26 protein-coding genes are annotated in these 24,314 nt (G+C 39.9%); 2 read left to right on the top strand and 24 right to left on the bottom strand.

Features of this window, described 5'->3' with window-relative positions:
• Positions 1-8: 8 nt before the first annotated feature.
• From fliF to dprA, 11 genes are all read right to left on the bottom strand, one after another.
• Positions 9-1,586 carry a flagellar basal-body MS-ring/collar protein FliF gene (gene fliF / locus ACZ42E_RS04420; protein WP_464893239.1) on the bottom strand — a complete coding sequence of 526 codons (1,578 nt, stop codon included), beginning with the start codon at positions 1,584-1,586 and terminating at the stop codon, positions 9-11.
• 69 nt (positions 1,587-1,655) lie between these two features.
• A complete protein-coding gene (fliE, locus tag ACZ42E_RS04415; protein ID WP_464893238.1) occupies positions 1,656-1,958 on the bottom strand; it encodes a flagellar hook-basal body complex protein FliE in 303 nt (100 codons plus the stop codon).
• Positions 1,959-1,976: 18 nt separating this feature from the next.
• Entirely contained in the window at positions 1,977-2,432 is a 456-nt protein-coding gene (gene flgC / locus ACZ42E_RS04410; protein WP_464893237.1) for a flagellar basal body rod protein FlgC, read from the bottom strand.
• On the bottom strand, positions 2,433-2,864 hold the full coding sequence (gene flgB, locus ACZ42E_RS04405) for a flagellar basal body rod protein FlgB (protein ID WP_464893236.1): 432 nt from the start codon (positions 2,862-2,864) through the stop codon (positions 2,433-2,435).
• 166 nt (positions 2,865-3,030) lie between these two features.
• A complete protein-coding gene (codY, locus tag ACZ42E_RS04400; protein WP_464893235.1) occupies positions 3,031-3,816 on the bottom strand; it encodes a GTP-sensing pleiotropic transcriptional regulator CodY in 786 nt (261 codons plus the stop codon).
• Between the two features lie 12 nt (positions 3,817-3,828).
• Positions 3,829-5,229 (bottom strand): ATP-dependent protease ATPase subunit HslU, encoded by a 1,401-nt coding sequence (gene hslU / locus ACZ42E_RS04395; protein WP_464893234.1) that lies wholly within the window; start codon positions 5,227-5,229, stop codon positions 3,829-3,831.
• A 13-nt stretch (positions 5,230-5,242) separates the two neighbouring features.
• Positions 5,243-5,776, bottom strand: coding sequence for an ATP-dependent protease subunit HslV (hslV, locus tag ACZ42E_RS04390; RefSeq protein WP_464893233.1), 534 nt, complete (start codon positions 5,774-5,776; stop codon positions 5,243-5,245).
• Positions 5,777-5,780: 4 nt separating this feature from the next.
• The gene (gene xerC / locus ACZ42E_RS04385; RefSeq protein WP_464893232.1) at positions 5,781-6,698 is read right to left on the bottom strand and encodes a tyrosine recombinase XerC; all 918 of its coding nucleotides are present in this window, start codon (positions 6,696-6,698) and stop codon (positions 5,781-5,783) included.
• 67 nt (positions 6,699-6,765) lie between these two features.
• On the bottom strand, positions 6,766-8,085 hold the full coding sequence (gene trmFO / locus ACZ42E_RS04380) for a methylenetetrahydrofolate--tRNA-(uracil(54)-C(5))-methyltransferase (FADH(2)-oxidizing) TrmFO (protein WP_464893231.1): 1,320 nt from the start codon (positions 8,083-8,085) through the stop codon (positions 6,766-6,768).
• A 1-nt stretch (position 8,086) separates the two neighbouring features.
• Positions 8,087-10,165, bottom strand: coding sequence for a type I DNA topoisomerase (gene topA, locus ACZ42E_RS04375; RefSeq protein ID WP_464893230.1), 2,079 nt, complete (start codon positions 10,163-10,165; stop codon positions 8,087-8,089).
• Between the two features lie 24 nt (positions 10,166-10,189).
• The gene (gene dprA, locus ACZ42E_RS04370) at positions 10,190-11,281 is read right to left on the bottom strand and encodes a DNA-processing protein DprA (protein ID WP_464893229.1); all 1,092 of its coding nucleotides are present in this window, start codon (positions 11,279-11,281) and stop codon (positions 10,190-10,192) included.
• Between the two features lie 148 nt (positions 11,282-11,429).
• Between dprA and ACZ42E_RS04365 the strand changes: the two genes are divergently transcribed.
• Both ACZ42E_RS04365 and ACZ42E_RS04360 read left to right on the top strand, forming a co-directional pair.
• Positions 11,430-11,615, top strand: coding sequence for a hypothetical protein (locus ACZ42E_RS04365; RefSeq protein WP_464893228.1), 186 nt, complete (start codon positions 11,430-11,432; stop codon positions 11,613-11,615).
• Positions 11,616-11,636: 21 nt separating this feature from the next.
• Positions 11,637-11,801, top strand: coding sequence for a hypothetical protein (locus tag ACZ42E_RS04360; RefSeq protein WP_464893227.1), 165 nt, complete (start codon positions 11,637-11,639; stop codon positions 11,799-11,801).
• A gap of 27 nt (positions 11,802-11,828) precedes the next feature.
• On the opposite strand, the gene ACZ42E_RS04355 is transcribed toward ACZ42E_RS04360, so the two are convergent.
• The 13 genes from ACZ42E_RS04355 to murG form a co-directional block, all read right to left on the bottom strand.
• Positions 11,829-13,184 (bottom strand): DNA methyltransferase, encoded by a 1,356-nt coding sequence (locus ACZ42E_RS04355; protein WP_464893226.1) that lies wholly within the window; start codon positions 13,182-13,184, stop codon positions 11,829-11,831.
• Positions 13,185-13,281: 97 nt separating this feature from the next.
• Positions 13,282-13,419, bottom strand: coding sequence for a hypothetical protein (locus ACZ42E_RS04350; protein WP_464893225.1), 138 nt, complete (start codon positions 13,417-13,419; stop codon positions 13,282-13,284).
• A 28-nt stretch (positions 13,420-13,447) separates the two neighbouring features.
• Positions 13,448-14,221, bottom strand: coding sequence for an RNA polymerase sporulation sigma factor SigG (gene sigG, locus ACZ42E_RS04345; RefSeq protein WP_464893476.1), 774 nt, complete (start codon positions 14,219-14,221; stop codon positions 13,448-13,450).
• 107 nt (positions 14,222-14,328) lie between these two features.
• Positions 14,329-15,048, bottom strand: a complete 720-nt coding sequence (sigE, locus tag ACZ42E_RS04340) for an RNA polymerase sporulation sigma factor SigE (RefSeq protein ID WP_464893224.1) — start codon at positions 15,046-15,048, stop codon at positions 14,329-14,331.
• Between the two features lie 12 nt (positions 15,049-15,060).
• Positions 15,061-15,936, bottom strand: coding sequence for a sigma-E processing peptidase SpoIIGA (locus ACZ42E_RS04335; RefSeq protein ID WP_464893223.1), 876 nt, complete (start codon positions 15,934-15,936; stop codon positions 15,061-15,063).
• Between the two features lie 200 nt (positions 15,937-16,136).
• On the bottom strand, positions 16,137-17,222 hold the full coding sequence (gene ftsZ, locus ACZ42E_RS04330; protein ID WP_464893222.1) for a cell division protein FtsZ: 1,086 nt from the start codon (positions 17,220-17,222) through the stop codon (positions 16,137-16,139).
• Positions 17,223-17,241: 19 nt separating this feature from the next.
• Positions 17,242-18,459, bottom strand: coding sequence for a cell division protein FtsA (gene ftsA, locus ACZ42E_RS04325; protein WP_464893221.1), 1,218 nt, complete (start codon positions 18,457-18,459; stop codon positions 17,242-17,244).
• Positions 18,460-18,555: 96 nt separating this feature from the next.
• The gene (locus tag ACZ42E_RS04320; RefSeq protein WP_464893220.1) at positions 18,556-18,888 is read right to left on the bottom strand and encodes a small basic family protein; all 333 of its coding nucleotides are present in this window, start codon (positions 18,886-18,888) and stop codon (positions 18,556-18,558) included.
• A 5-nt stretch (positions 18,889-18,893) separates the two neighbouring features.
• Entirely contained in the window at positions 18,894-19,619 is a 726-nt protein-coding gene (locus tag ACZ42E_RS04315; RefSeq protein ID WP_464893475.1) for a DUF881 domain-containing protein, read from the bottom strand.
• Positions 19,620-19,634: 15 nt separating this feature from the next.
• Entirely contained in the window at positions 19,635-20,360 is a 726-nt protein-coding gene (locus ACZ42E_RS04310; protein ID WP_464893219.1) for a cell division protein FtsQ/DivIB, read from the bottom strand.
• A 110-nt stretch (positions 20,361-20,470) separates the two neighbouring features.
• Complete coding sequence (gene murA / locus ACZ42E_RS04305; RefSeq protein ID WP_464893218.1) at positions 20,471-21,724, bottom strand: UDP-N-acetylglucosamine 1-carboxyvinyltransferase; 1,254 nt, start codon at positions 21,722-21,724, stop codon at positions 20,471-20,473.
• A gap of 14 nt (positions 21,725-21,738) precedes the next feature.
• Positions 21,739-23,133 (bottom strand): UDP-N-acetylmuramate--L-alanine ligase, encoded by a 1,395-nt coding sequence (gene murC, locus ACZ42E_RS04300; RefSeq protein ID WP_464893217.1) that lies wholly within the window; start codon positions 23,131-23,133, stop codon positions 21,739-21,741.
• An 86-nt stretch (positions 23,134-23,219) separates the two neighbouring features.
• Positions 23,220-24,314, bottom strand: a complete 1,095-nt coding sequence (murG, locus tag ACZ42E_RS04295; RefSeq protein WP_464893216.1) for an undecaprenyldiphospho-muramoylpentapeptide beta-N-acetylglucosaminyltransferase — start codon at positions 24,312-24,314, stop codon at positions 23,220-23,222.

The raw sequence follows: 24,314 nt of genomic DNA, 5'->3' as shown, positions 1-24,314 counted from the left end.
TTTTCCTATCACCTCGCATCTTCAGCCAACCAGGCCCTGATGACCTGTACTGCATCCTCCGGACTTTCATCGATGAGTTTTTCAATTTCATGCCTGATCTTCTGTCTTTCTTTTTCTTCCGGAGTAAGGTTTTTATCCAGCAGTTCCTCTAACTTAATTTCTTCTTCTACTACCGCTTCAAAACCTGCCGGTTCTTCTACCAGCGATTCTTCCTCTTTACCCCTGCGCATAAGCATCCAGGCCAGGATTACAATAAGCAAACCCGATATGCCCATTACCAGAGGAAGGTAAGGCCCTTTTAGCAAACTTTCCAGCAAAGAAGGTTTTTCTACCTCCGGTTCAGGTTCAGTATAAAAATCTATAAAGGCTACTGATATGCTGTTTTCTAGATTTATGTTCTTATCCTGCAGGTCTTCTTTAAGCCCACAGGCAGTAGCTACTATATTCCTTATTTTTTCAATTCTCTCTTCTTCAGTTTCACCCAGGTTTACTTTATCGACAATAGCATTATTCACCAAAACAGAAACCGTTAAATTTTCGTATTTGACATCCCCTCTGGAAAACCTGGTAACCGTTTCTGTTTTATTTATCTCATAATTCCGGGTCTTTTCACTTTCATCATAACTTGTAACACCGCTTCCAGTTTCAGTCTGGGCATACTGGGGAATGTTAGTATCTGTCCCCGGCTCTCCAGCTACTGCTGTTTGTCCCCCAGTGCCTGATTTTTGCACTATCTTCTCACTGCGCACAAATGGCCCTTCCGGGTCATGGCTGTATTTTTCATCTACCTGTTCTTTTTCATCAAAATTAAGCTCAGCATTAACCCTTACCACTGCATTGTCTTTACCCAGAGTTTTATCCAGCATACTCTGTATGGCATTTTCTTTTTCCTTTTCATACTGCCGCTTCATTGCCAGCTGCATTTTTACTACATCTGTAGTATCAGCATATTCCATATTTACACCATCAGAAACCAGATTGCCGTTCTGATCTACTATCACTACATTTTCTGGTGTTAACCTTTCTACACTGTTGGCCACCAGGTTTACTATACTTCTTACTTCTTTCGGTGTTAAAGGATTATCGTCTTCAGTCCTGATAACTACTGAAGCCTTGGGAAGTTCTTCGTTTTCAGAAAATAGAGAAGGTTCAGGAAGAGCCAGATTTACCTTGGCTGCCTTTATCTTATCCAGGCTTTGAATGGTACGGGCTAATTCTCCCTGCAGTGCTCGCTGATACTTTACCTTTTTATCAGTCTGGGTTTCCCCAAAACTGCTCTCCTGGAAAAGTTCAAACCCGGACTCGCTGCGCGGAAGATTTTCAGCTGCCAGATTCAGGCGCAATTTATACTTTTGATCCGCAGGCACCAGTATAGTGCTCCCCTGATCTTCCAGTTTATAAGGCACTTTATATTCGTCAAGTTTAGCTACAATCTCGGCTGCATCTTTTTCTGCCAAACCGGTATAGAGAACATCAAATTTATTATCATCTCCACTGCCCAGAAGCAGAGCGAGCAGTGAAATCAAAATAAGAAGCGAAGCTCCTCCCAATAAAACCTTCTGGTTTAAAGTGAGCTTAGACCACAACTCTCCAATATTAGCCCCTATTTTTTTTTATCCTATCCCAAATAGTCTGCATCTCCTAACTCCCCAAACTTACATTTGCATACGCATTAACTCATGATAGGCTTCAATTATTTTATCTCTTATTTCTACAGTAAGCTGCAGAGCCAAACTTGCTTTTTCATAAGCTATCATTACATTATGTAGATATTCCTCTTCCCCGGTTAAAAGCCTTACTGCACTTTCCGAAGCACTTTTCTGCAAACTGTCCACCTGTCTTAATGCCTCATTTAAAAGATCAGCAAAACTTGTTTTATTTTCATATTCTTTAGTTTCTCTTACAGACTTTGATCCTATATTATTCAATAAATTCAATTCCAAACTGACAGGTTTCACTTTTTATCCTCCTATCCCCTATCTTCCGATGTCCAAAGCTCTTAAAGCCATACTCTTGGCAGCTTCTATCACCCTGGCATTAGCTTCATATGACCTGGTAGCTGAAATCATGTTTACCATTTCCTCTACTATATTAACATTGGGATAACTAACATATCCATTTTCATCAGCATCCGGATGGGACGGATCATAAACCCTTCGAAAAGGGGCTTCATTTTCACTTACCTCTCGAATTTCCTTAACCCTGACCCCCATACCAATTTTACTTCTTTTTTCATCCAGAATGGTACGAAAACTGGCCTTGCTTACATTGGGGGTCCTGGCTTCCAGAACTACCACCTGTCTTCTATAAGGTCCTCCCTTTTCCGTACGTGTAGTATCTACATTGGCCATATTGCTGGCTATAGTATCCATACGCAAACGCTGGGCAGTAAGACCGGAAGCACTTATATTTATACTGTCAAGAAAACCCACTTAGCCTTGCCTCCTTCCGCTTATTGCTATGCGCAAAAGCCTCAGTTCATTGGTGATGCTCTGAGCCAGAGCATCATACATTATCTTGTTTTTACTCATTTCTGCCATTTCTACATCAATATCGACATTATTGCCGTCATTCCTGAAAGTTTGCGTGTTAAGCTGCCTGATTTCCGGTTGCAAGGTATCAACACTTATATCCCCGGCTATTTGGATATGTCTGGCATCAGTAATCTTCAGGGGCATTTCCTCCTTTTTATCATTCTGCAAAATTTCCTTAAGCTTTTCTTCAAAAACAACTTCCCTTTTCTTAAAACCTGGTGTATCTACATTGGCAATATTATCCGCTATTACTTTCTGCTTGATTTCTGCCACATCCATAGTACGCTGCAGAAGTTTAATGGAAGGTGAATCAAAAATTCTGTTAAGCAAGCTATCACCCCGAATAAAATTCGCAAAATTATGTCATTTATTCTATTTCTTCCGCCATAATTCCTGCTTTTTTTTATAAAAAACCAAGCAAAAAGGCTAACCATATTTTTCTACCTCAGGTTAGCCTTTACTTTAAGTATTATATTACATATCAATTGAATTTGAACTACTTTTTATTAAGTTCATCAAAAAGGTAATCATTAAGAACTTTAATATAAGTCCCTTTCATCCCCAGGGAACGGGAATCTATCACCCCGGCACTCTCAAATTTTCTCAAAGCGCTTACTATAACTGACCGGGTTATCCCTACTTTATCTGCAATCCGGCTGGCCACCAGCAGCCCTTCCTTACCGTTCAGCTCAGCAATAATATGTTCAATGGCTTCCCGTTCTGAATAAGAAAGGGTAGCCAGCGCAATCTGCACCGCCGCTTTTTTGCGCGCCTCTTCTTCAATCCGCTCTGCCCGCATGCGCATAACTTCATTAGCTACAACAATAGCTCCATATTCAGCAAGCACAATTTCTTCGTCCGTAAATTCCTGGTTTTCCCTCATCATGATAAGGGTTCCAATTCTCTTGCCTCCACCAAAAACAGGAGTAATTGACCATATCCGGGTTGAACAGTCACAATCCACATTCTCCGGATTAAATATGCACCTGCGCCCTTCTGACATGCGCACATTGGTAGCTGTTTCCACAATATTCAAAAGCTCCTGGTTAAAACTCTCCGGGAATCTTTCCGCATGGCTTAAAAGCTCTTCAATACCACTGCAGGTTGCTCCTTCCGTAAAAGCATAACCTGCAATCTGCCCCCTGCGTCCTACCACAAAAACACTGCAGTTCAAGTTTTCCGATAAAACCTTGGCAATTTCAAAAAAGTCTACCGGATTCCCCCCGATTTTCTGCAGCATCTTTCCGATATTTCTGGATTTTTCTAACAATGTTTTTTCCACATGCCCAACCCCCTATAATACATATCTGCTGAGATCTTCATCTTCCACAATCTTCTTGAGCCTTTCTGCTACATAACCAGCATCAATAATAAGCTCCTGTCCGCTCATATCAGGGGCATCAAACAGCAAATCTTCCAAAACCTTTTCCATAACTGTATGCAGTCTGCGTGCCCCAATATTTTCTGTTTTAGCATTAACTTCATAAGCCATTTCTGCAATGTAATCAATAGCCTCTTCCGTAAAGGTTACCTTTACATTTTCTGTTTTTAAAAGCTCTGTATACTGCTTTATTAAAGCATTATTAGGTTCTACCAGGATGCGTTTAAGATCTTCTTTGGTCAGGCTTTCTAATTCCACCCGAATGGGAAATCTGCCCTGCAGTTCAGGAATGAGGTCAGAAGGTTTGCTGACATGAAAAGCTCCCGCAGCAATAAATAATATATGGTCTGTTTTAACCGGGCCGTATTTAGTCATTACCGTACTTCCTTCCACAATAGGCAAAATATCACGCTGTACGCCTTCCCGTGATACATCAGGCCCTACCGTATTCCCTTTACCGGCAATTTTGTCAATCTCATCCAGAAATATTATACCATCTTCCTCTACCCTTTTTATCGCTTCCCTGTGTACTTCATCCATGTCGATAAGCTGCTGGGCCTCTTCATGGGTCAAAATTTCCTTGGCCTCTTTTACGGTAACCTTGCGCTTCTTCTTGTTTTTAGGCATAAAATTCCCTAAAACATCCTGCAGGTTAACCCCCATTTCTTCTACGCCCGATCCCGAAAATATTTCCAGAAAAGGAGCAGCTTTCTCCTCAACTTCTATCTCGATAATCTCATCTTCCAGTTCATAACGCAAAAGCTTTTGCCTGATTATTTCCCTCTGCGCCTCAATCTCCTTTCTTCTCCGCTCAAAATCATCATCCCCGGCATTTTCTTCCCCTGTCTGATTAAACAAAAAATCAAACGGGTTTTTAGGCGATCTGCTCTTTTTCCTGGGCAAAGGCATAATATAATCTACTATCCGTTCATATGCCAGCTGTCTTGCTCTATCTTCCACCTCCTCCAGCTTTTCCTGCTTGACCATGCGTACTGCCGTCTCCACCAGATCCCGCACCATAGAATCTACATCCCGGCCTACATAGCCTACCTCAGTAAACTTACTTGCCTCTACCTTGATAAAAGGAGCTTTAACCAGCTTGGCCAGCCTTCTTGCTATTTCAGTCTTGCCTACCCCTGTCGAGCCGATCATAATTATATTTTTGGGATATATTTCTTCCCTCAGCTCCTCCGGTACCATCTTTCTGCGATACCTGTTTCTGAGTGCAATAGCCACCGCTCTTTTGGCATTTTTCTGTCCGACTATGTGCTTGTCCAATTCTTCCACTATCTGTCGTGGTGTAAGCGAGTGCATACATTCTGCCTCCTTATTCTATAACCTCCAGTGTGATGTGGTCGTTGGTATACACACATATCTCCGAGGCAATTTTGAGTGCCTGGCAGGCAATATCCCGGGCAGGCATATCGGTAAACTTGTACAGCGCCTTGGCAGCTGCTAGAGCATAAGCACCTCCCGAACCAATAGCCGCTATACCCTCATCCGGTTCAATCAGTTCTCCATTCCCTGAAATAATAAAAATCTTTTCTTTATCAGCCACAATAAGAAGAGCCTCCAGGCGGCGCAAGATTTTATCCGAACGCCATTCTTTAGCCAGTTCAACAGCTGCTCTGGTCAAATTTCCTCCCGCTGCCTTAAGTTTTTCTTCAAATTTGCCAAACAAAGTAAAAGCATCAGCTACCGATCCGGCAAAACCTGCCACCACCCGGCCGTCATAAAGCCTTCTGACCTTGGTAGCTGTATGCTTCATCACCATATTCTGCCCAAAAGTAACCTGGCCATCTCCCGCTATAGCTGTCTGGTTATCTTTTTTGACTGCCACGATAGTTGTTGCTGTAAACATTTTTTTACCTCCGAGGATGTGTATCATCATATATTTTCTTTATATTTTCCCTGGTTAAATGAGTGTATATCTGGGTAGTAGAAAGTTTAACATGTCCCAGCATTTCCTGTACCGAACGCAGATCGGCACCATTATTCAGCAGGTGAGTAGCAAACGAATGGCGCATAACGTGAGGGCTTATCCTTAAATTAGCAGCAACTTCACGCATGTATTTATCTATGATATTGCGTACACTGCGATCTGAAAGCCGCTTTCCCCTCCAGTTCAAAAACAGGGCAGTTTCGTCGGCTTTTTTAGATCTTAAAAGTTTCAGCCGCCCATCCTGTAGATAAATATAAAGCGCCTCCCTGGCCTTGCTGCCTAAAGGGACCAAACGTTCCTTATCCCCTTTACCCCTAACTTTTATAAAATCGTCATATGGGGAAAAATCGTTCACATTAAGGCTTACCAGTTCACTTACCCGGAGTCCAGAAGCATACAGGGTTTCCAGAATAGCTTTGTCCCTTTGGCCCAGAGGAGTTTTGGTGTCAGGGGCATTAAGCAAAGCTTCTACCTCAGCTGGGAATAAAAACTTGGGAAGCCTTCTTTCCTGCCGGGGGGTAGAAACCAAAAACAATGGATTATCATCCAGTATACCCTTGTTGTACAAATACCTGGCAAATGAACGCAAAGAGGCCAATTTTCTGGCTACTGAGGATTTTTTTATCCCTTTTTCCTGCAAATAGACAAGATATTCTCTTACTACCTTATGGTTCAAAAAATAGAGTTCTACTTCTTCTTTTTCTATGCCGTAGCGGGTAGTTATAAAATCGACAAACTGCTCCAAGTCCCCTTTATAATTGGTGATGGTAGCCGGGGAAGCATTTTTTTCGATATAAAGATAATCTATAAAATGCAAAATTTCTTCATAAACCGACATCATTAATTTCCTTAATGTATATTAATAATTTTTTCTTATTATTAAAAATGCTAACATAAGCCAGGTAAAATTACAACTGTTTAAAAAACAATTCTGAATATTTTTCTAGTTCGTTTAATGAACGTTCCAGGTATGCTTTATTACGCAAATTTTTATCTTTTATGTGATTTTTTAAGGGAGGCAATATACCAAAATTGGCATTTATGGGTTGGAAATTTTCAGATGGAGAAGAAGTTATAAAATCCAAAAGAGCCCCCAGCATAGTAACTTTAGGAGGCACAAAAAGATGTTCCCCTCTAATAATCCTTACTGCATTAATGCCAGCAATTATGCCGGTAGCTGCTGATTCCATATAGCCTTCTACTCCAGTTATCTGTCCAGCAAACAGCAGACAGCCATTTTCCCTGTACTGCAAAGTTGGATTGAGAAGAGAAGGGCTGTTTATATAAGTATTGCGATGCATAACTCCATAGCGGACGAATTCAGCATTTTTAAGGCCGGGAATAAGCCTGAATATTCTGTCCTGCTCTCCCCACTTGAGCCTGGTCTGAAAACCTACCAGTCCCCACACTTTCCCTTCTTTATCTTCCTGTCTTAACTGGACCACTGCATAAGCATTCTCGCCTGTCCTCGGATCCTTAAGGCCTACTGGCCGCATGGGGCCAAAACGCAGAGTATCCTTCCCCCGCCTGGCCATAACTTCAATCGGCATACAGCCGCTGAAAAAAAGGCTTTTATCTATCTCATGTCCTTCTTTTATATCAGCATTTACTAATTCATTATAAAATCTTTCATACTCTTCCTGGTTAAGCGGGCAGTTATAGTAGTCATCAGTTCCCTTGCCATAACGGGAAGCCTTAAAGACCTTGGTCAAATCAAGGCTCTCCAGGGCAACACTGGGAGCTACTGCATCATAAAAATACAGGTTTTCTTTTCCCGTCATTTTTTGCAAAAAAAGGGCCAGGCTATCTGATGTCAAAGGCCCGGTCGCTACAACAGTCACCGCATCATCAGGCAGAACAGTAATTTCTTCACAAATAACTTCAATATTAGGGTGACTTTTTAGTTTTTCCGTAACCAGCCTCGAAAAGAGGTTTCTATCTACTGCCAGGGCAGAACCGGCAGGAACCCTGGCTTCATCTGCACAGTTTAAAATAAGAGAACCTAACATCCTCATCTCTCTTTTAAGCATTCCCTGGGCAGTAGTTTCATCTTCCGACTTTAAGGAATTGCTACACACCAGTTCCGCAAAGTCACCCGTTCTATGCACAGGTGTCATCTTTTTAGGCCTCATTTCCCAAAGCTTTACCTTGATACCTGACAAAGCAATGCGAAAAGCTGCTTCACTTCCCGCCAATCCTGCACCTATTACATTGACATAAGGCTGCAAACTAATCCCTCACTTCTCTTTCATATTCGCATTTTTCTCCCTGACATACTATTTTGTTCCCATTGCCTTTGACTGTTTTTTCTACCAAAACATCGCCGCATACCGGACATCTTTCACCGGTCGGCTTATCCCAGGAGCGGAATTCACACTGCGGGTAATTGCTGCATCCATAAAATTTTCGCCCTTTCTTGGTTTTTAATAACAATATATTTCCTCCACACAGAGGACATTTTATACCGGTATCTTCATTTATCGATTCTGTATGGCGACATTCAGGGAATCCAGAACAAGCCATAAATTTCCCAAAACGTCCATACTTTATAACCATTGGTTTTCCACATACTGGACATTCTTTGCCAGCTTCTTCATCTTTTATCTCTACTTTTTCAATAGACATATTGGCCCTTTCCAATTCTTCTTTGAAAGGGATATAAAAATCCTTTACTACCTGTTTCCAATCTAATTTGCCTTCCTCAATCAAATCCAGCTCTTCTTCCATGCGGGCAGTAAATTCAACTTCAATTATATGGGAAAAATTTTCTTTTAAAAGTTCAACCACAATAAACCCCAGCTCTGTTGGCACAAACTGTTTATTTTGTCTTTCGACATAATTCCTCTTAAGAATAGTTTCAATTATAGGCGCGTAAGTAGAAGGACGGCCAATATTTTTTTCCTCCAAAAGCTTTACCAGGCTGGCTTCCGTAAATCTGGGCGGCGGCTGGGTAAAATGCTGTTCTGGATGTAAGCTTACCATTTTAAGTTCTTCTCCTTCTTCCAGATCAGGGATTGGATTTTTCACCTCTTCTTCTTCATTATCATTGTAAACCTTTTTATAACCCATAAATTTAAGCTGGGAAGAAGTAGCCCGCAAACTGTAATCACCTGCTTCTATATCAACAGATACCGTATCATAGACACTGGGTGCCATCTGGCTGGCTACAAATCTTTCCCATATCAGCTTATACAGCTTATACTGATCTCGTGTCAGATAAGGTTTTAAGCTTTCCGGGGTACGTTTTACAGAAGTAGGTCTTATAGCCTCATGAGCATCCTGGGCGGTTTTTTTTGTTTTATACTCATTGGGAACTTCCGGTACATACTCTTCCCCATATTCAGAGGCTATAAATTCGCGTGCTTCTTTTTGTGCCACTTCCGCCACCCGGGTAGAATCAGTTCTAAGGTAAGTAATAAGCCCCACGGTACCTTCTTTCCCTATCTCCAATCCTTCATAAAGTTCCTGCGCCACCCGCATAGTCCTGTTAGCATAAAAATTAAGCCGCTTGGAAGCTTCCTGCTGCAAGGTACTGGTAGTAAACGGGGGATTAGGCTTTTTGCGCCTTTCTTTTTTTTCAATTTTTTGCACTACCAGCAGCGAATTTTTCAGCTGTTTTATAATTTGATCTTTTTCATCTTCATTTTTTATATTGATTTTTTCTCCCTTATAACTTACAAGTTTGGCCTGAAAATCCTTTCCCTCTTTATTGGCTACCACAGCATCAATAGTCCAGTATTCTTCCGGCACAAAATTACGTATTTCCTCTTCTCTTTCACATATAAGCCTTACAGCTACCGACTGCACCCTTCCTGCACTAAGCCCCTTTTTCACCTTGTTCCACAAAAAAGGACTCAAACTGTAGCCTACCAATCTGTCCAAAACCCGTCTGGCCTGCTGGGCATTAACCCGATTCATATCAACTGGTCTCGGATTGGCAATAGCTTTTTTTACTGCCTCTTTGGTTATTTCATGAAATTCTATACGGCAGTTTTCATTTTCCGGTATATTCATTACATTTTGCAAATGCCAGGCTATGGCTTCCCCTTCCCGGTCCGGGTCAGTAGCCAGAAATATACGGGAAGCCTTTTGCGCCTCTTCCTTTATCTCCTTTAATATATTCCCTTTTCCCCGTATAGTAATATACTGAGGTTCAAAATCATTTTCTATATCTATACCCAGCTTGCTTTTCGGCAAATCTTTGACATGTCCTATGGAAGCCCTTACTTTATAATTTTTTCCCAAAAATTTGCTTAAAGTTTTAGCTTTAGCTGCTGATTCTACGATAAGTAAAGTATTGCCTGCCAAAAAACCCACCTCTTCTTAACTAAATTAGTTCTTTAAATAGTAATTACCGGGCATAGCTTTTATTAAACCTTTAAATTCCATCTGCAACAAAACCTGACTCAATCTTCCTATATCCATCCCGCTCATAGCCAGCAGTTCATCTATATGACAAGGCTCATATCCCATACATTGTATTATCAAATTCTCATCACTGTCCAGTAGTAAAAAATCATCTTTGCTTAAACTTGAACCAGCTTTCACATCATAAATTGAAGAATATTCTTCTAAAATATCCTCAACACAGGTAATTAATTTAGCTCCCTGTTTTATAAGATTATTACACCCTTCACTAGTTTTGGCCGTTACAGGTCCTGGAACAGCAAACACATCACGTCCCTGTTCAAGGGCAAAATCTGCAGTAATAAGAGCACCACTTTTGGCTCCTGCTTCTACCACCAGCACCCCATAACTTAATCCAGAAATAATCCGGTTGCGCCTGGGGAAATTTGCTGGTTCAGGAGGGGTATGTAAGGGAAATTCACTGATTACCGCACCATACTCAATTATCCTCTTAAAAAGCTCACTGTTTTCCCGCGGATAAATCACATCAACCCCGCTCCCCAGAACAGCAACTGTTTCTCCGGTTTCTTCCAGAGCACCCAGATGGGCTTCGGTATCAATCCCCCTGGCCATCCCGCTTACCACTACTACTCCATTCTGGCTCAATTCCCTGGACAAGCTGCGAGCTACTTTTTTCCCGTATGGTGTAGCACTCCTGGCTCCTACCACGGCTATACAAAATTTTTGCAAGACCTTCGTTTGCCCCCGGCAGTACAGAAGATAAGGGGGATTTGTAGTATTGCTTAACATAAAAGGATAACCTTCTTCTTCTACTGTTAATATGTTTATACCCTGGGAAGCAAGATATGCAGAATATTGCAACGGATCCTTTTCTCTCAGCTTAATAATCCTGTTTACCACTTCCCCGTTCAGAAAAGAATCAGCCAGAGTTTTATAATCAGCATGCCAGAAAGCCTTAAAACTGCCAAATTCTTTTTTTATCCTCCATAATGAGGCATTCCCCACTCCTTTTACTGTATGCAGGCTGCACAAAATAGCTTTTTCCAATTTATCCATCTTCATACCTCATTAATTCTTATAATTTTAAAAATATTTCTATTCATGGACTTTATTTCCTTCCTCTTATGGCATAAATTGCTCTACTTAAATCATTTGAGAGGGACAAAATATTAATACTTAAACCTATAAGAAAGGAGGAATAATTTTGCTTTTAGATCTGATGGATTATAAAAATTCTGTTGTAAAAAAAATACTTCACCGGGATAAAGTAGATCCGGGAAGTTTCAGTTTTCTGGAATCAGGATGGTGGGCACTGCATGCTGCCGCCATCACCGGAATTTTCATGCTGGGACATGAAATGGGCAAAAAAGACCATAAATATCGAAGATAAAAGTTAATTGAGGAAGGAATTATGGATAGAACAAATTATTCTAATCATTATGCCAAATCTAAAAAAATAACTTTAACCGGTGAAGATTTGAGAGACGAAAATGCTTTTGAAGAAATGTGGCTGTTAGGCGATGATAAAGAAAGGGATTTATCTAACCTTATAGAACAGAACCGGCTTAAGGGTTAACTGCTGCCATAGGCGAAAACCTTTCGCCTATGGCATTTCTTTTATGGCTGTTGCACTATCGCCAAAAACATCATAAATCCTTATCGCTATTTTAGAAGTATAAGACGGTACTTCTATACAGCAGGCAAGGCTTATATTCTCGTCAAAAACTGCTTTATCACGATATATCTGATAGCGGGAACAAAAAACCCTCCCGTCATAACAAGGGTCTATTTCCCAAAAATATATCAAGTTGTTTAAACAAAATTTTTCCAAACCCTTTTCCCTGTTCGCAAGAGCTGGCAAATAATCTTCCAGTTCAACTTTTATTTTTAATAAATCTTCATTTCTTTCTAATATAACCGGTTCTTTTACCTTCAGAACATTATCGCTTTTATCTTCCTTCATCTCACTTAATTTTTGTACTTTAAAAGGGCTGAATTTTCCCTTAATCATCCTGTACATACAGGTTTGTATCGCTATACTGCCTGCATCACATCCTATCCACCTTCTGCCTAATTCTTCACAGGCATGTAAGGTGCTCCCGGAACCAGCATAAAAATCTCCTACCAGGCTATCCGGTAAAGAAGCAGCTTTTACCAATCTTTTCATCAGCTCAAGTGGCTTCTGGGTAGGAAACTTCAGATTTTCCTGCGCTGTAGGGCTTAAAATTTTATTGATATCTGTCCACCAGTCCTGCATAATAGCCCCTTTTTCATTAAGCTTATACTTATCCCCTTTTATCCTGGTCAATCCTCTCTGCAAGGTTTTTTCAGTATAAGAGCGATATTGAGGATTAAAAATATAGTCTTTTCCTTTGGCATACCACAAAATAGTATCATGTTTGCGGTGAAAGTATTTTTTGGTTCCACTTCCTCCCCCATAACACCAAACTATTTCGTTAACAAAGTTTCTCATGCCAAACACTTCATCCAGAATAACCCTTATGTAATGATGGGCATGCCAATCCAGATGCACAAATATGCTGCCTCTATCTGATAAAAGCTCTCTCATCAAAACCAGAGCTGTATACATATGCTGAAGATAACTATCCATATTATTGCCCCACATGTCTTTAAAAACCTGGCGGGGCAAAAAAATCTTTTCCTTTTGATTTCTTATTTCTACTTTTGAGTAATAATTGCTTTCACTCAAATAAGGGGGATCTATATAGATAAGGTCCAATTTTCCCTGATAGCCTGCCTGCAGCAGTTTCTGGATAACCTTTATATTATCGCCATGTACAAGAAGATTAAACCCCTCTTCATTTATATAACCATTTTCCGGGGTTGCAAAATAGGGATACACATATTCCACATCAACCAGCTTACCTTCTCCTGCTCCCTTTATATCTGGCTTTCTTTTCCCTTCCCATACCAGCTTTACCTTGTTATTCTCTTCCACCACTAACCTCCTGTTTTTTAGCAAGTGCTTCTATAATAAATATATTACCTCAAAAATTAACCGCCAGCCCTCTTTTTTGATGGCTGACGGTTAACTATCACCTGGCAACTATATCCATTCTCACCAAATTATCAGGCGTAAATGCTTTTTCTATACTAAAAATATCGGCAGTCAATGGTATAAGCAAAGCTAAAATAACAGCAATCAATATAATTACTATTAAATTTTTATACATTATTTAACCCCCTTTTTATAAAGCAAAATCACATATTCTTTCTAAGCTGCTTTAAGGCGGCTTTTTCTAACCTGGAAACCTGAGCCTGTGATATACCTATTTCTTCTGCCACTTCCATTTGCGTTTTTCCGCCAAAAAACCTTAATGCTATTATGTGCCTTTCTCTTTCATTAAGTTTTTTCATAGCTTCTTTGATAGCTATTTCTTCCAGCCATATGTCATCAGTATTTTTATCATCACTGATCTGGTCCATAACTAATATAGGATCTCCTCCATCATTATAAATAGGCTCAAATAAGGAAACAGGTTCCTGAATAGCATCCAGCGCAAAAACTATCTCTTCTCTTGGAACCTGCAGTTCTTCTGCTATTTGGGCAATAGTAGGCTCGGATGAATTGTCACAAACCAATTTTTCCCTTACCTGCAAAGCTTTATAAGCTATATCCCTTAGAGACCGGGAAACCCTTACAGCATTATTATCCCGTAAATACCGTCTTATTTCTCCTATAATCATAGGTACAGCATAAGTTGAAAATCTTACATTTTGATTCAAGTCAAAATTATCTATTGCTTTTATCAGTCCTATACAGCCTACTTGAAAAAGATCATCCACATATTCCCCACGATTGCTGAATCTCTGAATTACACTTAAAACTAATCTTAAATTTCCCTGGATAAGTTTATCTCTAGCTTCCTTATCTCCTTCCTGCATAGCTTTGAAGAGGCTTTTCATTTCTTCGTTTTTTAAAACCGGCAGCTTCGATGTATTGACACCACAGATTTCAACCTTGTTCAGCAATATTCCACCCCTTCATCTTTATTCACTTTTTTAAATTATTCTCCAAGAGGGGCAACATTATTCTGACAAACAAAAAACTCAGATGCCAAACATCTGAGTTATAAAATCTACTAATTTTCAATTTTGCGCATTTCTTTTTTTAACCTTTTTAATATGCGTTTTTCCAGCCTTGAAATATAAGACTGGGAGATGCCTAATATATCTGCTACTTCTTTCTGGGTTTTCTCTTCCCCGCCATCAAGTCCAAAGCGAAGTACAATAATAGTCTGTTCCCGGGCACTCAATTTTTTCACTGCCTGCCATAAAATATTTTTTTCTACTTCTCCCTCCAGACGTTTATATATCATATCACTTTCCGTTCCCAGCACGTCAGAGAGCAGAAGTTCATTCCCATCCCAATCCGTATTCAAAGGTTCATCTAAAGATACTTCCCCTTTATTCTTATTCCTGCGCAAATACATTAAAATTTCATTTTCAATGCAGCGCGAAGCATAAGTTGCCAATTTTATGTTTTTCTTGGGCTCAAAAGTATTCACTGCCTTTATAAGTCCAATAGTGCCAATAGATATAAGATCTTCTATCCCTACTCCCGTATTTTCAAATTTTTTGGCAATATAGACTACCAGGCGAAGATTATGCTCTATTAAAATAGACCTTGCCTTAGCATCTCCCACTTCCAGCTTGCTTATAATCATATTTTCTTCTTCTTCACTAAGCGGCGGTGGCAGTATTTCACTGGAACCTATGTAGTGTATACTGCGAAGGATTTTTTGCCTTAAATAAAGATTGATAAGATAGGCTTTCCATTTACGAAGGAAGAAAATATGCATAAAATACCTCCTTTATGCTGCCTGCAGTATTTCCGCAGGTATAAGCATTTTATAATCTCCCTTAAGATTTAAACGATCTTTATAAATACCTACCACTGCATCTTTACAAATCAGAACATCATCTCCGGTATCGATTATAATTTCATCCACCCTTATACCTACTAAAAGACCTTTCTTTTTGCCTATAGAGGTAAAAGGTATTAAACGCAAACGGTTAGCTAGGCTTGATTGTACAAGCATTGCAAATATTGCATTCTCATCACTGTTTTCTTCTATAATCCGGCAAAAATCCTGCGGTAAATGATTTTTTAAAAAATCATATTCTGCCACCAGGACTGGCTTATTAGTCAAGGGATCACGCAGATTATTACCGGTATCGAGAAAACCTTTCCCTGAACAATAATCTTCTCCCAGTTTTATTTTTACCGGAAAACTTAGCAAATCAGGAATAATTTTTTTGCCTAAATAAATACTTCCATACCTTCCTATTAATACAATGCAAAATATGCCGCTTAATAAATATAAATAAGAAAAAGAACCTATATAGGCATTCTTAACTCCCAAATAGGAAAAAGCTATAGTAGCTCCCGCAGCCACAAAGCTTATACCATAAAAATACAAAAAAGCCTTCTTAAATTCCGCCAGACCTTGTGGATTTAAGCCTATAACCAGCAGTACAGCAGAAAAAAGTATTTTTATATAGATGCTGTAAAAAAGGGACAAATTAGGGAATAAATAACCCAGAGAATAAATCCCGCCTATAGCAGCACTTATAAAAATACGACTGTAAACTATCTTAAAACGTGCTAATTTGGCTGTTGCCCAGAGCAGAAAAAAGTCCATTATAAAATTAACTAAAAAAGTTACATCCAAATAAACACATTCCATCTAAATAAATCACCTTACACCTAGTCCTTTAAACAGCACTACTTAATCAATATGTCCATATCAGCACCAGTATTCATACCAAATTATACCAGATAGACGGTGCATAATTTGTTGTATTGCAGAAAATAAGCAAGCGGGATTTTGGCAAATCCCGCTTATAAACACTTAATTGTGGCAAATTTTGTAACGAGCCAGAAGTTCTATTTTCTTCTTAAAAAAGGAGGAATTTCTAAATCTTTATCCTTATCTAAAAGAAAAGAAGACGTATCTATGAGTTTTGGTCTTTCCTTGTTTATATCTGCAGATATAGTATTTATATTTTGCGCTCTTGAAGCATTAAATCCCGTAGCAATAACCGTTACCCTTACTTCGTCCTGCAAACTCTCATCTATATTGGCTCCAAAAATAATGTTAGCTTCTACATCAGCAGCTGCATGGATAATTTCAGCCGCTTCGTTGATTTCATATAATGTAAGGTCATTACCTCCTGTTATATTAAATAGAACACCTTTTGCACCATCAATAGAAGTTTCCAGCAGAGGACTGGAGATAGCCATCCTGGCTGCTTCAGCTGCCCTGTTTTCACCGGAAGCCCTGCCTATTCCCATCAAAGCAGAACCGGTATTTTTCATAATCGTCTGTACATCAGCAAAATCACAGTTTATAATGCCTGGTACAGCAATCAGGTCCGATATCCCCTGGACTCCTTGCCGTAAAATATCATCGGCAATCTTAAAAGCATCATTAAAAGCAGTATGTTTGTCAACTACCTGCAGCAGCCTATCATTCGGTATAGTTATGAGGCTGTCCACCTCTTCCCGCAAAGCTTGAATACCTTTTTCTGCCTGAGCACTCCGCTTTCTTCCCTCAAAAGTAAAAGGCTTGGTTACTACTCCTACGGTCAAAGCTCCCAATTCCCGGGCAATCCTGGCAATAACCGGAGCCCCTCCGGTACCTGTTCCTCCGCCCATGCCGGCAGTTACAAAAACCATATCTGCTCCCTGCAGCGCACGTTTTATCTCATCGGCACTCTCTTCAGCAGCTTTCATGCCTATTTCAGGATTAGCTCCTGCTCCTAATCCCTTGGTTAGCTTTTCTCCTATTTGAATTTTTTTATCGGCCTTGGAAAGAAATAATGCCTGGGCATCAGTGTTAACCGCAATAAATTCTACTCCTCTTAAACCGGCTTCTATCATGCGGTTTATAGCATTATTACCTCCCCCACCAACACCTATTACCTTGATATTAGCAAACTGCTGCATCTCAACATCAAATTCTAATGGCATTTAAATACCTCCTCTGCCCTCAACTAAATAAATCTTTGAAAAAATAACCCAGCTTGTCAAAAAGCTTATAAAATCCTTGATGATTGTTATTTACAGGTGTCCATGCCATACCCTTTGCCCCACATACCACAGCTCCAATAACCGCAGCATTCTGGGGGAGGGCGAAATCATGGGTAATCCCTCTTATACTATTCGGGACCCCTATACGGACTGGTACCCCAAAATATTCCTCCATAACATGGACTATTCCGGGAAGCATCGCCTCGCCACCTACCACGACAATCCCTCCCGGCATTTTGGAAAGGCATCCAAAATCAGTAAGCTGTGCCCGTATCAGTTCCATCATTTCCAAAACCCTGGCCTGAATTATTTCAGCAACTGTACGAGCTGAAACTTCTCTAGTCTCACTACCTTGTATATTCTTTATTTTTATCGTTATCCCTTCTTTTACTAAAAAAGGACTAGCCACTCCATATTGTTCTTTTATGCGCAAAGCTTCCCCTAAAGAAGTTTTCAGCACAATTGCTATATCCCTGGTTATATATTCCCCTCCTATAGGCAAAACAGCAGTATGGCTGAGGCTTCCTTTTTCAAAAAAGCTTATTTCAATAGTTCCCGCTCCTATGTCAACAAGAACTACCCCTATTTCTTTTTCAGCAGGCAAAAGCACAGCTTCTGCTGCCAGTAAAGAATTATAGAAACACCTTTCTATCTGCAAATTTATACGTTCCGCACTTCGATACAAATTTTGTACAGCAGCAGCCTTAGCTATAATAACTGCTACCTCGGCTTCCAGCCGGCTCCCCACCATGCCTACCGGGTCTCTAACCCCTTCATATCCATCAACTATATATTGTCTCTCTACTTTTTGTAATATTATTTTGTCAGGGGGCAGAGGTATATTTTGAGCAGATTTCAAAACCCTTTCCTTATCTTCAGGAAGTATTTCTCCTCCTGGATTACCAACAGCTATGACTGCTCTGTTATTCATAGAAAATATATCTGCACCAGAAAAACCTACCACCGCGCTGCCAATTTCTACCCCTGTAAGCCTCTCCAGTTCGCCAAGGCAGCCTGCTATAGCCTTGGCCGTATTTTCGATATCTATTATGTTTCCTTTACGCAATCCGGAAGAAAAAACATGGCTTACTCCCAGAATATTAATTTCCTGTCCGGAAACAAACTCTCCCACAGCTGCTTTTATAGTACTGGTACCTATATCTAAACCTACCGCCAAACCTCTCCTCTTAATAACTATCCGCCCCTTCTTAGTACTCTTAATTACAAATACCACAAAAAGGCGGATTTTCCTTTTTATTACATATAATTTTATTTAGTATTTTTTCAGGAGATATCGACGGATAATTCCTAGATTCTGGAATAAGCGCACGCCAAAAACGACAACAGCAGCCAGATATAGCTCCACTCCCAGCTTATCTCCCAAATACGCAAGTCCAGCAGCCAATAAAGCATTAACGACAAAACCGCTTATGAAAATCAGATTATCAAAAGTATCCTCCATATAAGCTCTGATACCGCCAAAAACCGAGTCCAGAGCTGCCAGCACCGCGATAGACATATATTTAGCATAAACTACCGGCAAAAGCGGCATTTGAAATCCTATGATAATTCCCAGCAGTAAGCAAAAAACAGCTAGTAACCACATCTCTTCTATTCCGCCTTTTCTTTATATTCTACAGGAGTACTGTATTCGAACTTTAGTTTGCCATTATAGGCAGGGACACTTACTTTGCTAACTTTTTGTACATTTACCTGTACCCCCCACACTTTAAGCATCTCTACCACTCCTCCTCTTATCATAAGCCCGCTTTCCAGCATATCAGGATTGCCTATGGCCCTTATTTCAAAAGGAGGGGAGATTTTATTCCAGTTCACCAGAATCATAGTTCCGGCACATCTTATTTCTGTCATGGCCGTTATTCTTTCTCCATTTATAGATATCGCTTCTGCTCCTGAAGCTTTTAACTCATTAACTACCATCAGCAAATCAGTATCATGGATCAATAAATCATTAGGATTCTCACCTGGCTGAAGAACCCGCTTGCTGTCATCAAGGGTAACTATTACCCCCGGCCCTTCAACGGGAAGCATGCAGGCCGCCATACTGACCCTCTGCAGCTCTTCCTGCAGATCAGCCATAGCCTTATTATAATCGCGGCTGTTCTTTAGTTTTTTCCTTAATTCTAAAACTTCTTCCGCCAGGGCATCACGTTCTTCAGTTACTGCAGTAAGCCTCTGCGATAACTCATTGATTCGGGAAGGAAGCAAAGACTGCTGGTAGCTCTGGGTAGTCTTAAATTGTATAGCCAGCATGATACCTAATACCAAACATACCGAAGCTATTGAAATCCAGGTTGCTTTATTGCCATTTTCCATAACTATCACCTGCTTTTAATCCTTGGTTTTTATTACTGGCTGTCCTTTGAAACGCAAATCTACATATTCTATGACCTCTGTCCCCTTGCGGCTGAATTCTTCTTCCAATTTAAGCACCTGTTCCAGCAGTTTAACCTTTTCTTCTAGCCTATCATTAGAGCCAAACTTTATTTCAGTTCCCAGTGAAGTATATATAACTATTTCTTTCTTGCTGTTCATATAGTGAAAATCTGACAATCTTTTTTTTACCTCCGGCTTAAAGGATTCCCAGACTTCATACATCATCTTCATTCCTGCAGGTTCAACTGCCTGTCCCAGATTTACTTTAGAAGGCATTTTTTCCATAGTTATGATCGGATAATCTCCCTTAGGAAAATTAGGCCTGCGGTCTATACATACACCTTCCCCATCTAAACAAAGTATAACATCATAATAAGGCATTACTGCCCATATGGTTCGCTCCTGTACCCTTATTTCAATACTGCGGGGAAGATGCCTTATAACCTGCGCTTTTTTAATCATGGGATGTAATTCAAGAGCTTTGGAACATATGCGGTTATTCACCTCAAATATATTAGTCCCGGGAGATATATCTGCTATATCCAAAATTTCCCCTTCTGAAACTTCCTTATTTCCCGTCACATATATCTTTTCTACATTAAAAAAAGAACTATGCAAAAAAAGATAAAAACATACAAGGGTTATTATGCTTAACAGGCAAGCAGTAATAATCTTGCGCATAAGCTTGTAATCTCTCCTATAACGCTAACTGAAACGATTATAGCAAATATTTGTTATAAAATCATTACAATTATTAATACAAAAAAAAAGCTTGAGATAAGCTCAAAGCCTTATTTTTCTATTCTTTCTATATCTGCTCCTAAATTTTTCAATTTTAAATGTAAATTTTCATAACCCCGGTCAATATGATGAATCTGTTCAATTTGTGACTCTCCCTCAGCAGCCAAAGCTGCCAAAACTAAAGCTGCTCCTGCCCTAAGGTCAGTTGCTTCCACCAAAGCTCCCTGCAGGCTTTTTTTACCTTTAACTATAGCTACCCTGCCTTCCACTTTTATATCTGCTCCCATCCTTCTTAATTCCTGCACATGCATAAACCGGTTTTCAAAAATAGTTTCTACTATAACACTGGTGCCCTTTACCGTCGACAACAGCGCCATTATCTGCGGCTGCATATCAGTAGGGAATCCTGGATAAGGCATAGTTTTTATATCTGTAGCTCGTAAATTCCTGCTCCCGGTTATTCGCAGCCCCATATTGCAGGGGAATATTTCAGCCCCTATTTCCCTTAACTTAGCTACAATAGGCTGAACATGCTCTATTATCACATTCTCTATGCATATTTCACCTCGGGTTATAGCTGCAGCCACCATAAAAGTTCCTGCTTCTATTCGGTCAGGAATTACGGTATGCTGTACTCCCCCTAAATAGCTTACTCCTTCAATTCTTATAGTATCCAATCCAGCTCCCCTTATTCTGGCTCCCATACAGTTAAGAAAGTTTTGCAAATCAACTATTTCCGGTTCCCGTGCCGCATTACGAATTATAGTTATTCCAGGCGTCATACTGGCTACCATCATAATATTTTCAGTAGCTCCTACACTTGGAAAATCAAGTAAAATTTCGTTTCCTCCTATATTGTTAGCTTTCCCTTCCATAAATCCTGCTTCTTCATTTATTTCATAACCTAAACTGGTAAATCCCTTTACATGAAGATCCATAGGTCTGGTACCAATCGCACATCCTCCAGGATGAGCTACCCTGGCTTCTTTAAAGCGTCCCAGCAAAGCTCCCATAACCAGATTAGAAGCTCTCATTTTCCGGGAAATACTTTCCGGAAGTTCACATCTCGATATGCTCTGGCTATTAATAATCAAGACATCTTTTTCCCTTTTCACATAAGCTCCCAGAACCTTCAAGGCTTCAGCCATAACATTTATATCTTCCAGATCAGGTACTCCAGTTAGTATTACTTCTTCATTGGCCATTATGCTGGCCGCCATTATAGGAAGGGTAGAATTTTTCGACCCGCTTACTTTAACCTGACCCTTAAGCGCTCTATTACCATTTATTATTAACTTGTTCAAAAAAACACCTCCGCCTAGGATATCCCCTTAAACGCGAGGCTTTCAAGTTCGCTTAAAAATTCCTCGCCTATTCTCCAAACATCTCCCGCCCCTATAGTAATTACCAGATCCCCTGCCCTGGTATTTTCTAACAGGTATTTTTTTATCTTTTTAAACGAATCCAGGTATACCGCATTACAACCTGCTCCTAAAGCAGCTTCATATACCAGTTTTCCATCAACTCCTGGAATAGGTTTTTCAGATGCTGCATATACTTCTGTAAAAATAGCTAAATCGCATTCAGAAAAAGATTCACCCAGTTCTCGCCATAACGCATGGGTACGTGAATAGCGATGAGGCTGAAATACAGCTATCACCCTCTCACGTTTTAATCCCAGAGCTGCTGCTAGAGTTGCCTTTATTTCAGTAGGATGGTGAGCATAATCGTCTACTACCATAATGCCAAACTTTTCACCCTTAATCTGAAAACGCCTTTTGGCTCCCTTAAATTCTTTAATCACTTCTCGCACTTTTGTAAAATCCAGGCCTAACTCTAAAGCCACTGCTATAGACGCTGCTGCATTCAGCGCATTATGCTTTCCGGGAACCGATAATTCTACCTGACCTAAATACACATCTCTTCTGTAAACCTTAAATACTGAGCCTATTTCTTTAGGTTCCCAATCTTTTATATAGTAGTCATTATCTGCGTTTTCTCCATAAGTTATAGTTTTAACCGAAATGTCAGACCTAATATCGGATATATATTTATCTTCCCCATAAAGAACCGCAAATCCATCAGGCCTTACCTGATTGATAAACTGCACAAATGCCTTTTTTATGTTGTCAACTGAGCCGTAAAAGTCTAAATGATCGTCTTCAATATTTGTAACAACTGCAATATAAGGAAAAATATCTAAAAAAGAAGCATCACTCTCATCCGCTTCGGCTACAAAATAATCACTGTTGCCCAGGTGTGCATTTATATGTCCATCCTTAAGCTCCCCTCCCACTATAAAAGTAGGATCTATGCCGCATCCCTGCAAAACCCAGTAAATCATAGAAGTAGTTGTAGTTTTGCCATGGGCGCCAGCTACTGCTATACCTTTTTTGGCATTAATCATATTAGCCAGCATCTGGCCCCGTTTTAAAACCGGAATATTTCTTTTAAAAGCTAAACCTACCTCTGGATTATCTTCAGGTATAGCAGAAGAAACTACTAAAAGATCAACCCCCTCCTTCAGGTTAGAGGAAGAATGCCCCTGAAAAATCTCTATTCCCATTTCTCTCAATCTTTGGGCAATACCATTCATCTGCAGATCGGATCCGGTAACCTTAAATCCCTGTTCAAATAATATTTGAGCTATGCCACTCATTCCTGCACCAGCTATACCAACCATATGAATCCATTTTTCCGGTATCGTGGCCATTCTTTCATCTCCTTCTCCTTGTAAATTACACTCTATACTATGCATAATTAATAAAAGTGGTTACAAAAATGATAATAACCTTAAAATTAGCCGTTAAGAATAGTCTCGACAATATCTTTTAGGGCATGTGGTTTAGCCTCTTTAAGCAAATTAGATCGCATTTCCGCTAAAAGATGCGGATTACATCTCAAATATTCAATTTTGTTATAAAGAGTATCTCCATCTAAATATTCATCAATAACCATCTCGGCAGCTTTTTTTTCTTTAAGAGAGCGCGCATTTTTTTCCTGATGTCCTTCTGCTGCATAAGGATATGGTATTAGTATGGCAGGAAGACCCAAAATAGCTAATTCACATAAAGTACTGGCTCCAGCCCGGCAAACAGCCAGATGCGCTACCGCCAAAGCCTCCTCAATGTTATACATATATGGGAATAACCGGAGGGTTAATTTCATTTTATCATCAATATTTTGCTTAAGTTTTTCTTTTATTTCTTCATAGCCTGTATGCCCGGTAATCCAGATTATCTGGATATTTTCATCATCTTTATATCTCTGTACCACTTCCAGCATGGCATTATTTATGCTCATCGCTCCCCGGCTGCCGCCAAAAGCAACCAGAGTAAACTTGTCCTCAAGCTCTAGATCATGAAGAGCTTTTTCCCTCTTCACTTCCATTATCTCCTGCCGCACAGGAAGACCGGTCACTTTAACGTTTCTGCCTCTTAAATATTTTTTGGTTTCTTCAAAAGTAAGAAAAACATAATCTACCCGGGAAGCTAAGTTGCGGTTGGCTAAACCCGGAAATACATTTTGTTCATGTATCATAGTCTTACAATTAAAAAAAGTACCCGCCAGAACTACAGGGAAAGAAACATATCCCCCGGTTCCGAGTACTACATCAGGTTTGAACTCTTTTATTATGCTGAATGCCTGAAAAAAACTTTTGGGGAACTTGATTAAAGACCTGGAAGCCTTTAGCATAGAAGAACGATCTATCCCTGATATATCAACAGCACGAAAAGGATAACCTGCTTTGCTGACAATATCTTTCTCCATGCCTTTTTCCGTGCCTACATAAAGTATTTCTGCCTTTGGAAACACTCTCTTTACTTCATCAGCGATAGCCAGAGCAGGGTAAATATGCCCTCCTGTACCGCCACCGCTCAATATAAGCCTCAT

It is taken from the genome of Thermosyntropha tengcongensis (assembly GCF_055381335.1).
This window is presented reverse-complemented; position numbering and strand designations above follow the sequence as displayed.

Bases quoted from the DNA above. Each gene is read 5' to 3' on its own strand.
- murC (WP_464893217.1), bottom strand. From the start codon at position 23,133: ATGGCCACGATACCGGAAAAATGGATTCATATGGTTGGTATAGCTGGT.
- dprA (WP_464893229.1), bottom strand. From the start codon at position 11,281: ATGGATAAATTGGAAAAAGCTATTTTGTGCAGCCTGCATACAGTAAAA.
- ACZ42E_RS04335 (WP_464893223.1), bottom strand. From the start codon at position 15,936: ATGGAATGTGTTTATTTGGATGTAACTTTTTTAGTTAATTTTATAATG.
- hslU (WP_464893234.1), bottom strand. From the start codon at position 5,229: ATGCACTCGCTTACACCACGACAGATAGTGGAAGAATTGGACAAGCAC.
- ACZ42E_RS04350 (WP_464893225.1), bottom strand. From the start codon at position 13,419: ATGTATAAAAATTTAATAGTAATTATATTGATTGCTGTTATTTTAGCT.
- sigE (WP_464893224.1), bottom strand. From the start codon at position 15,048: ATGCATATTTTCTTCCTTCGTAAATGGAAAGCCTATCTTATCAATCTT.
- ACZ42E_RS04310 (WP_464893219.1), bottom strand. From the start codon at position 20,360: ATGCGCAAGATTATTACTGCTTGCCTGTTAAGCATAATAACCCTTGTA.
- ACZ42E_RS04320 (WP_464893220.1), bottom strand. From the start codon at position 18,888: ATGTGGTTACTAGCTGTTTTTTGCTTACTGCTGGGAATTATCATAGGA.
- ACZ42E_RS04315 (WP_464893475.1), bottom strand. From the start codon at position 19,619: ATGGAAAATGGCAATAAAGCAACCTGGATTTCAATAGCTTCGGTATGT.
- ftsZ (WP_464893222.1), bottom strand. From the start codon at position 17,222: ATGCCATTAGAATTTGATGTTGAGATGCAGCAGTTTGCTAATATCAAG.
- xerC (WP_464893232.1), bottom strand. From the start codon at position 6,698: ATGATGTCGGTTTATGAAGAAATTTTGCATTTTATAGATTATCTTTAT.
- hslV (WP_464893233.1), bottom strand. From the start codon at position 5,776: ATGTTTACAGCAACAACTATCGTGGCAGTCAAAAAAGATAACCAGACA.
- murG (WP_464893216.1), bottom strand. From the start codon at position 24,314: ATGAGGCTTATATTGAGCGGTGGCGGTACAGGAGGGCATATTTACCCT.
- ACZ42E_RS04360 (WP_464893227.1), top strand. From the start codon at position 11,637: ATGGATAGAACAAATTATTCTAATCATTATGCCAAATCTAAAAAAATA.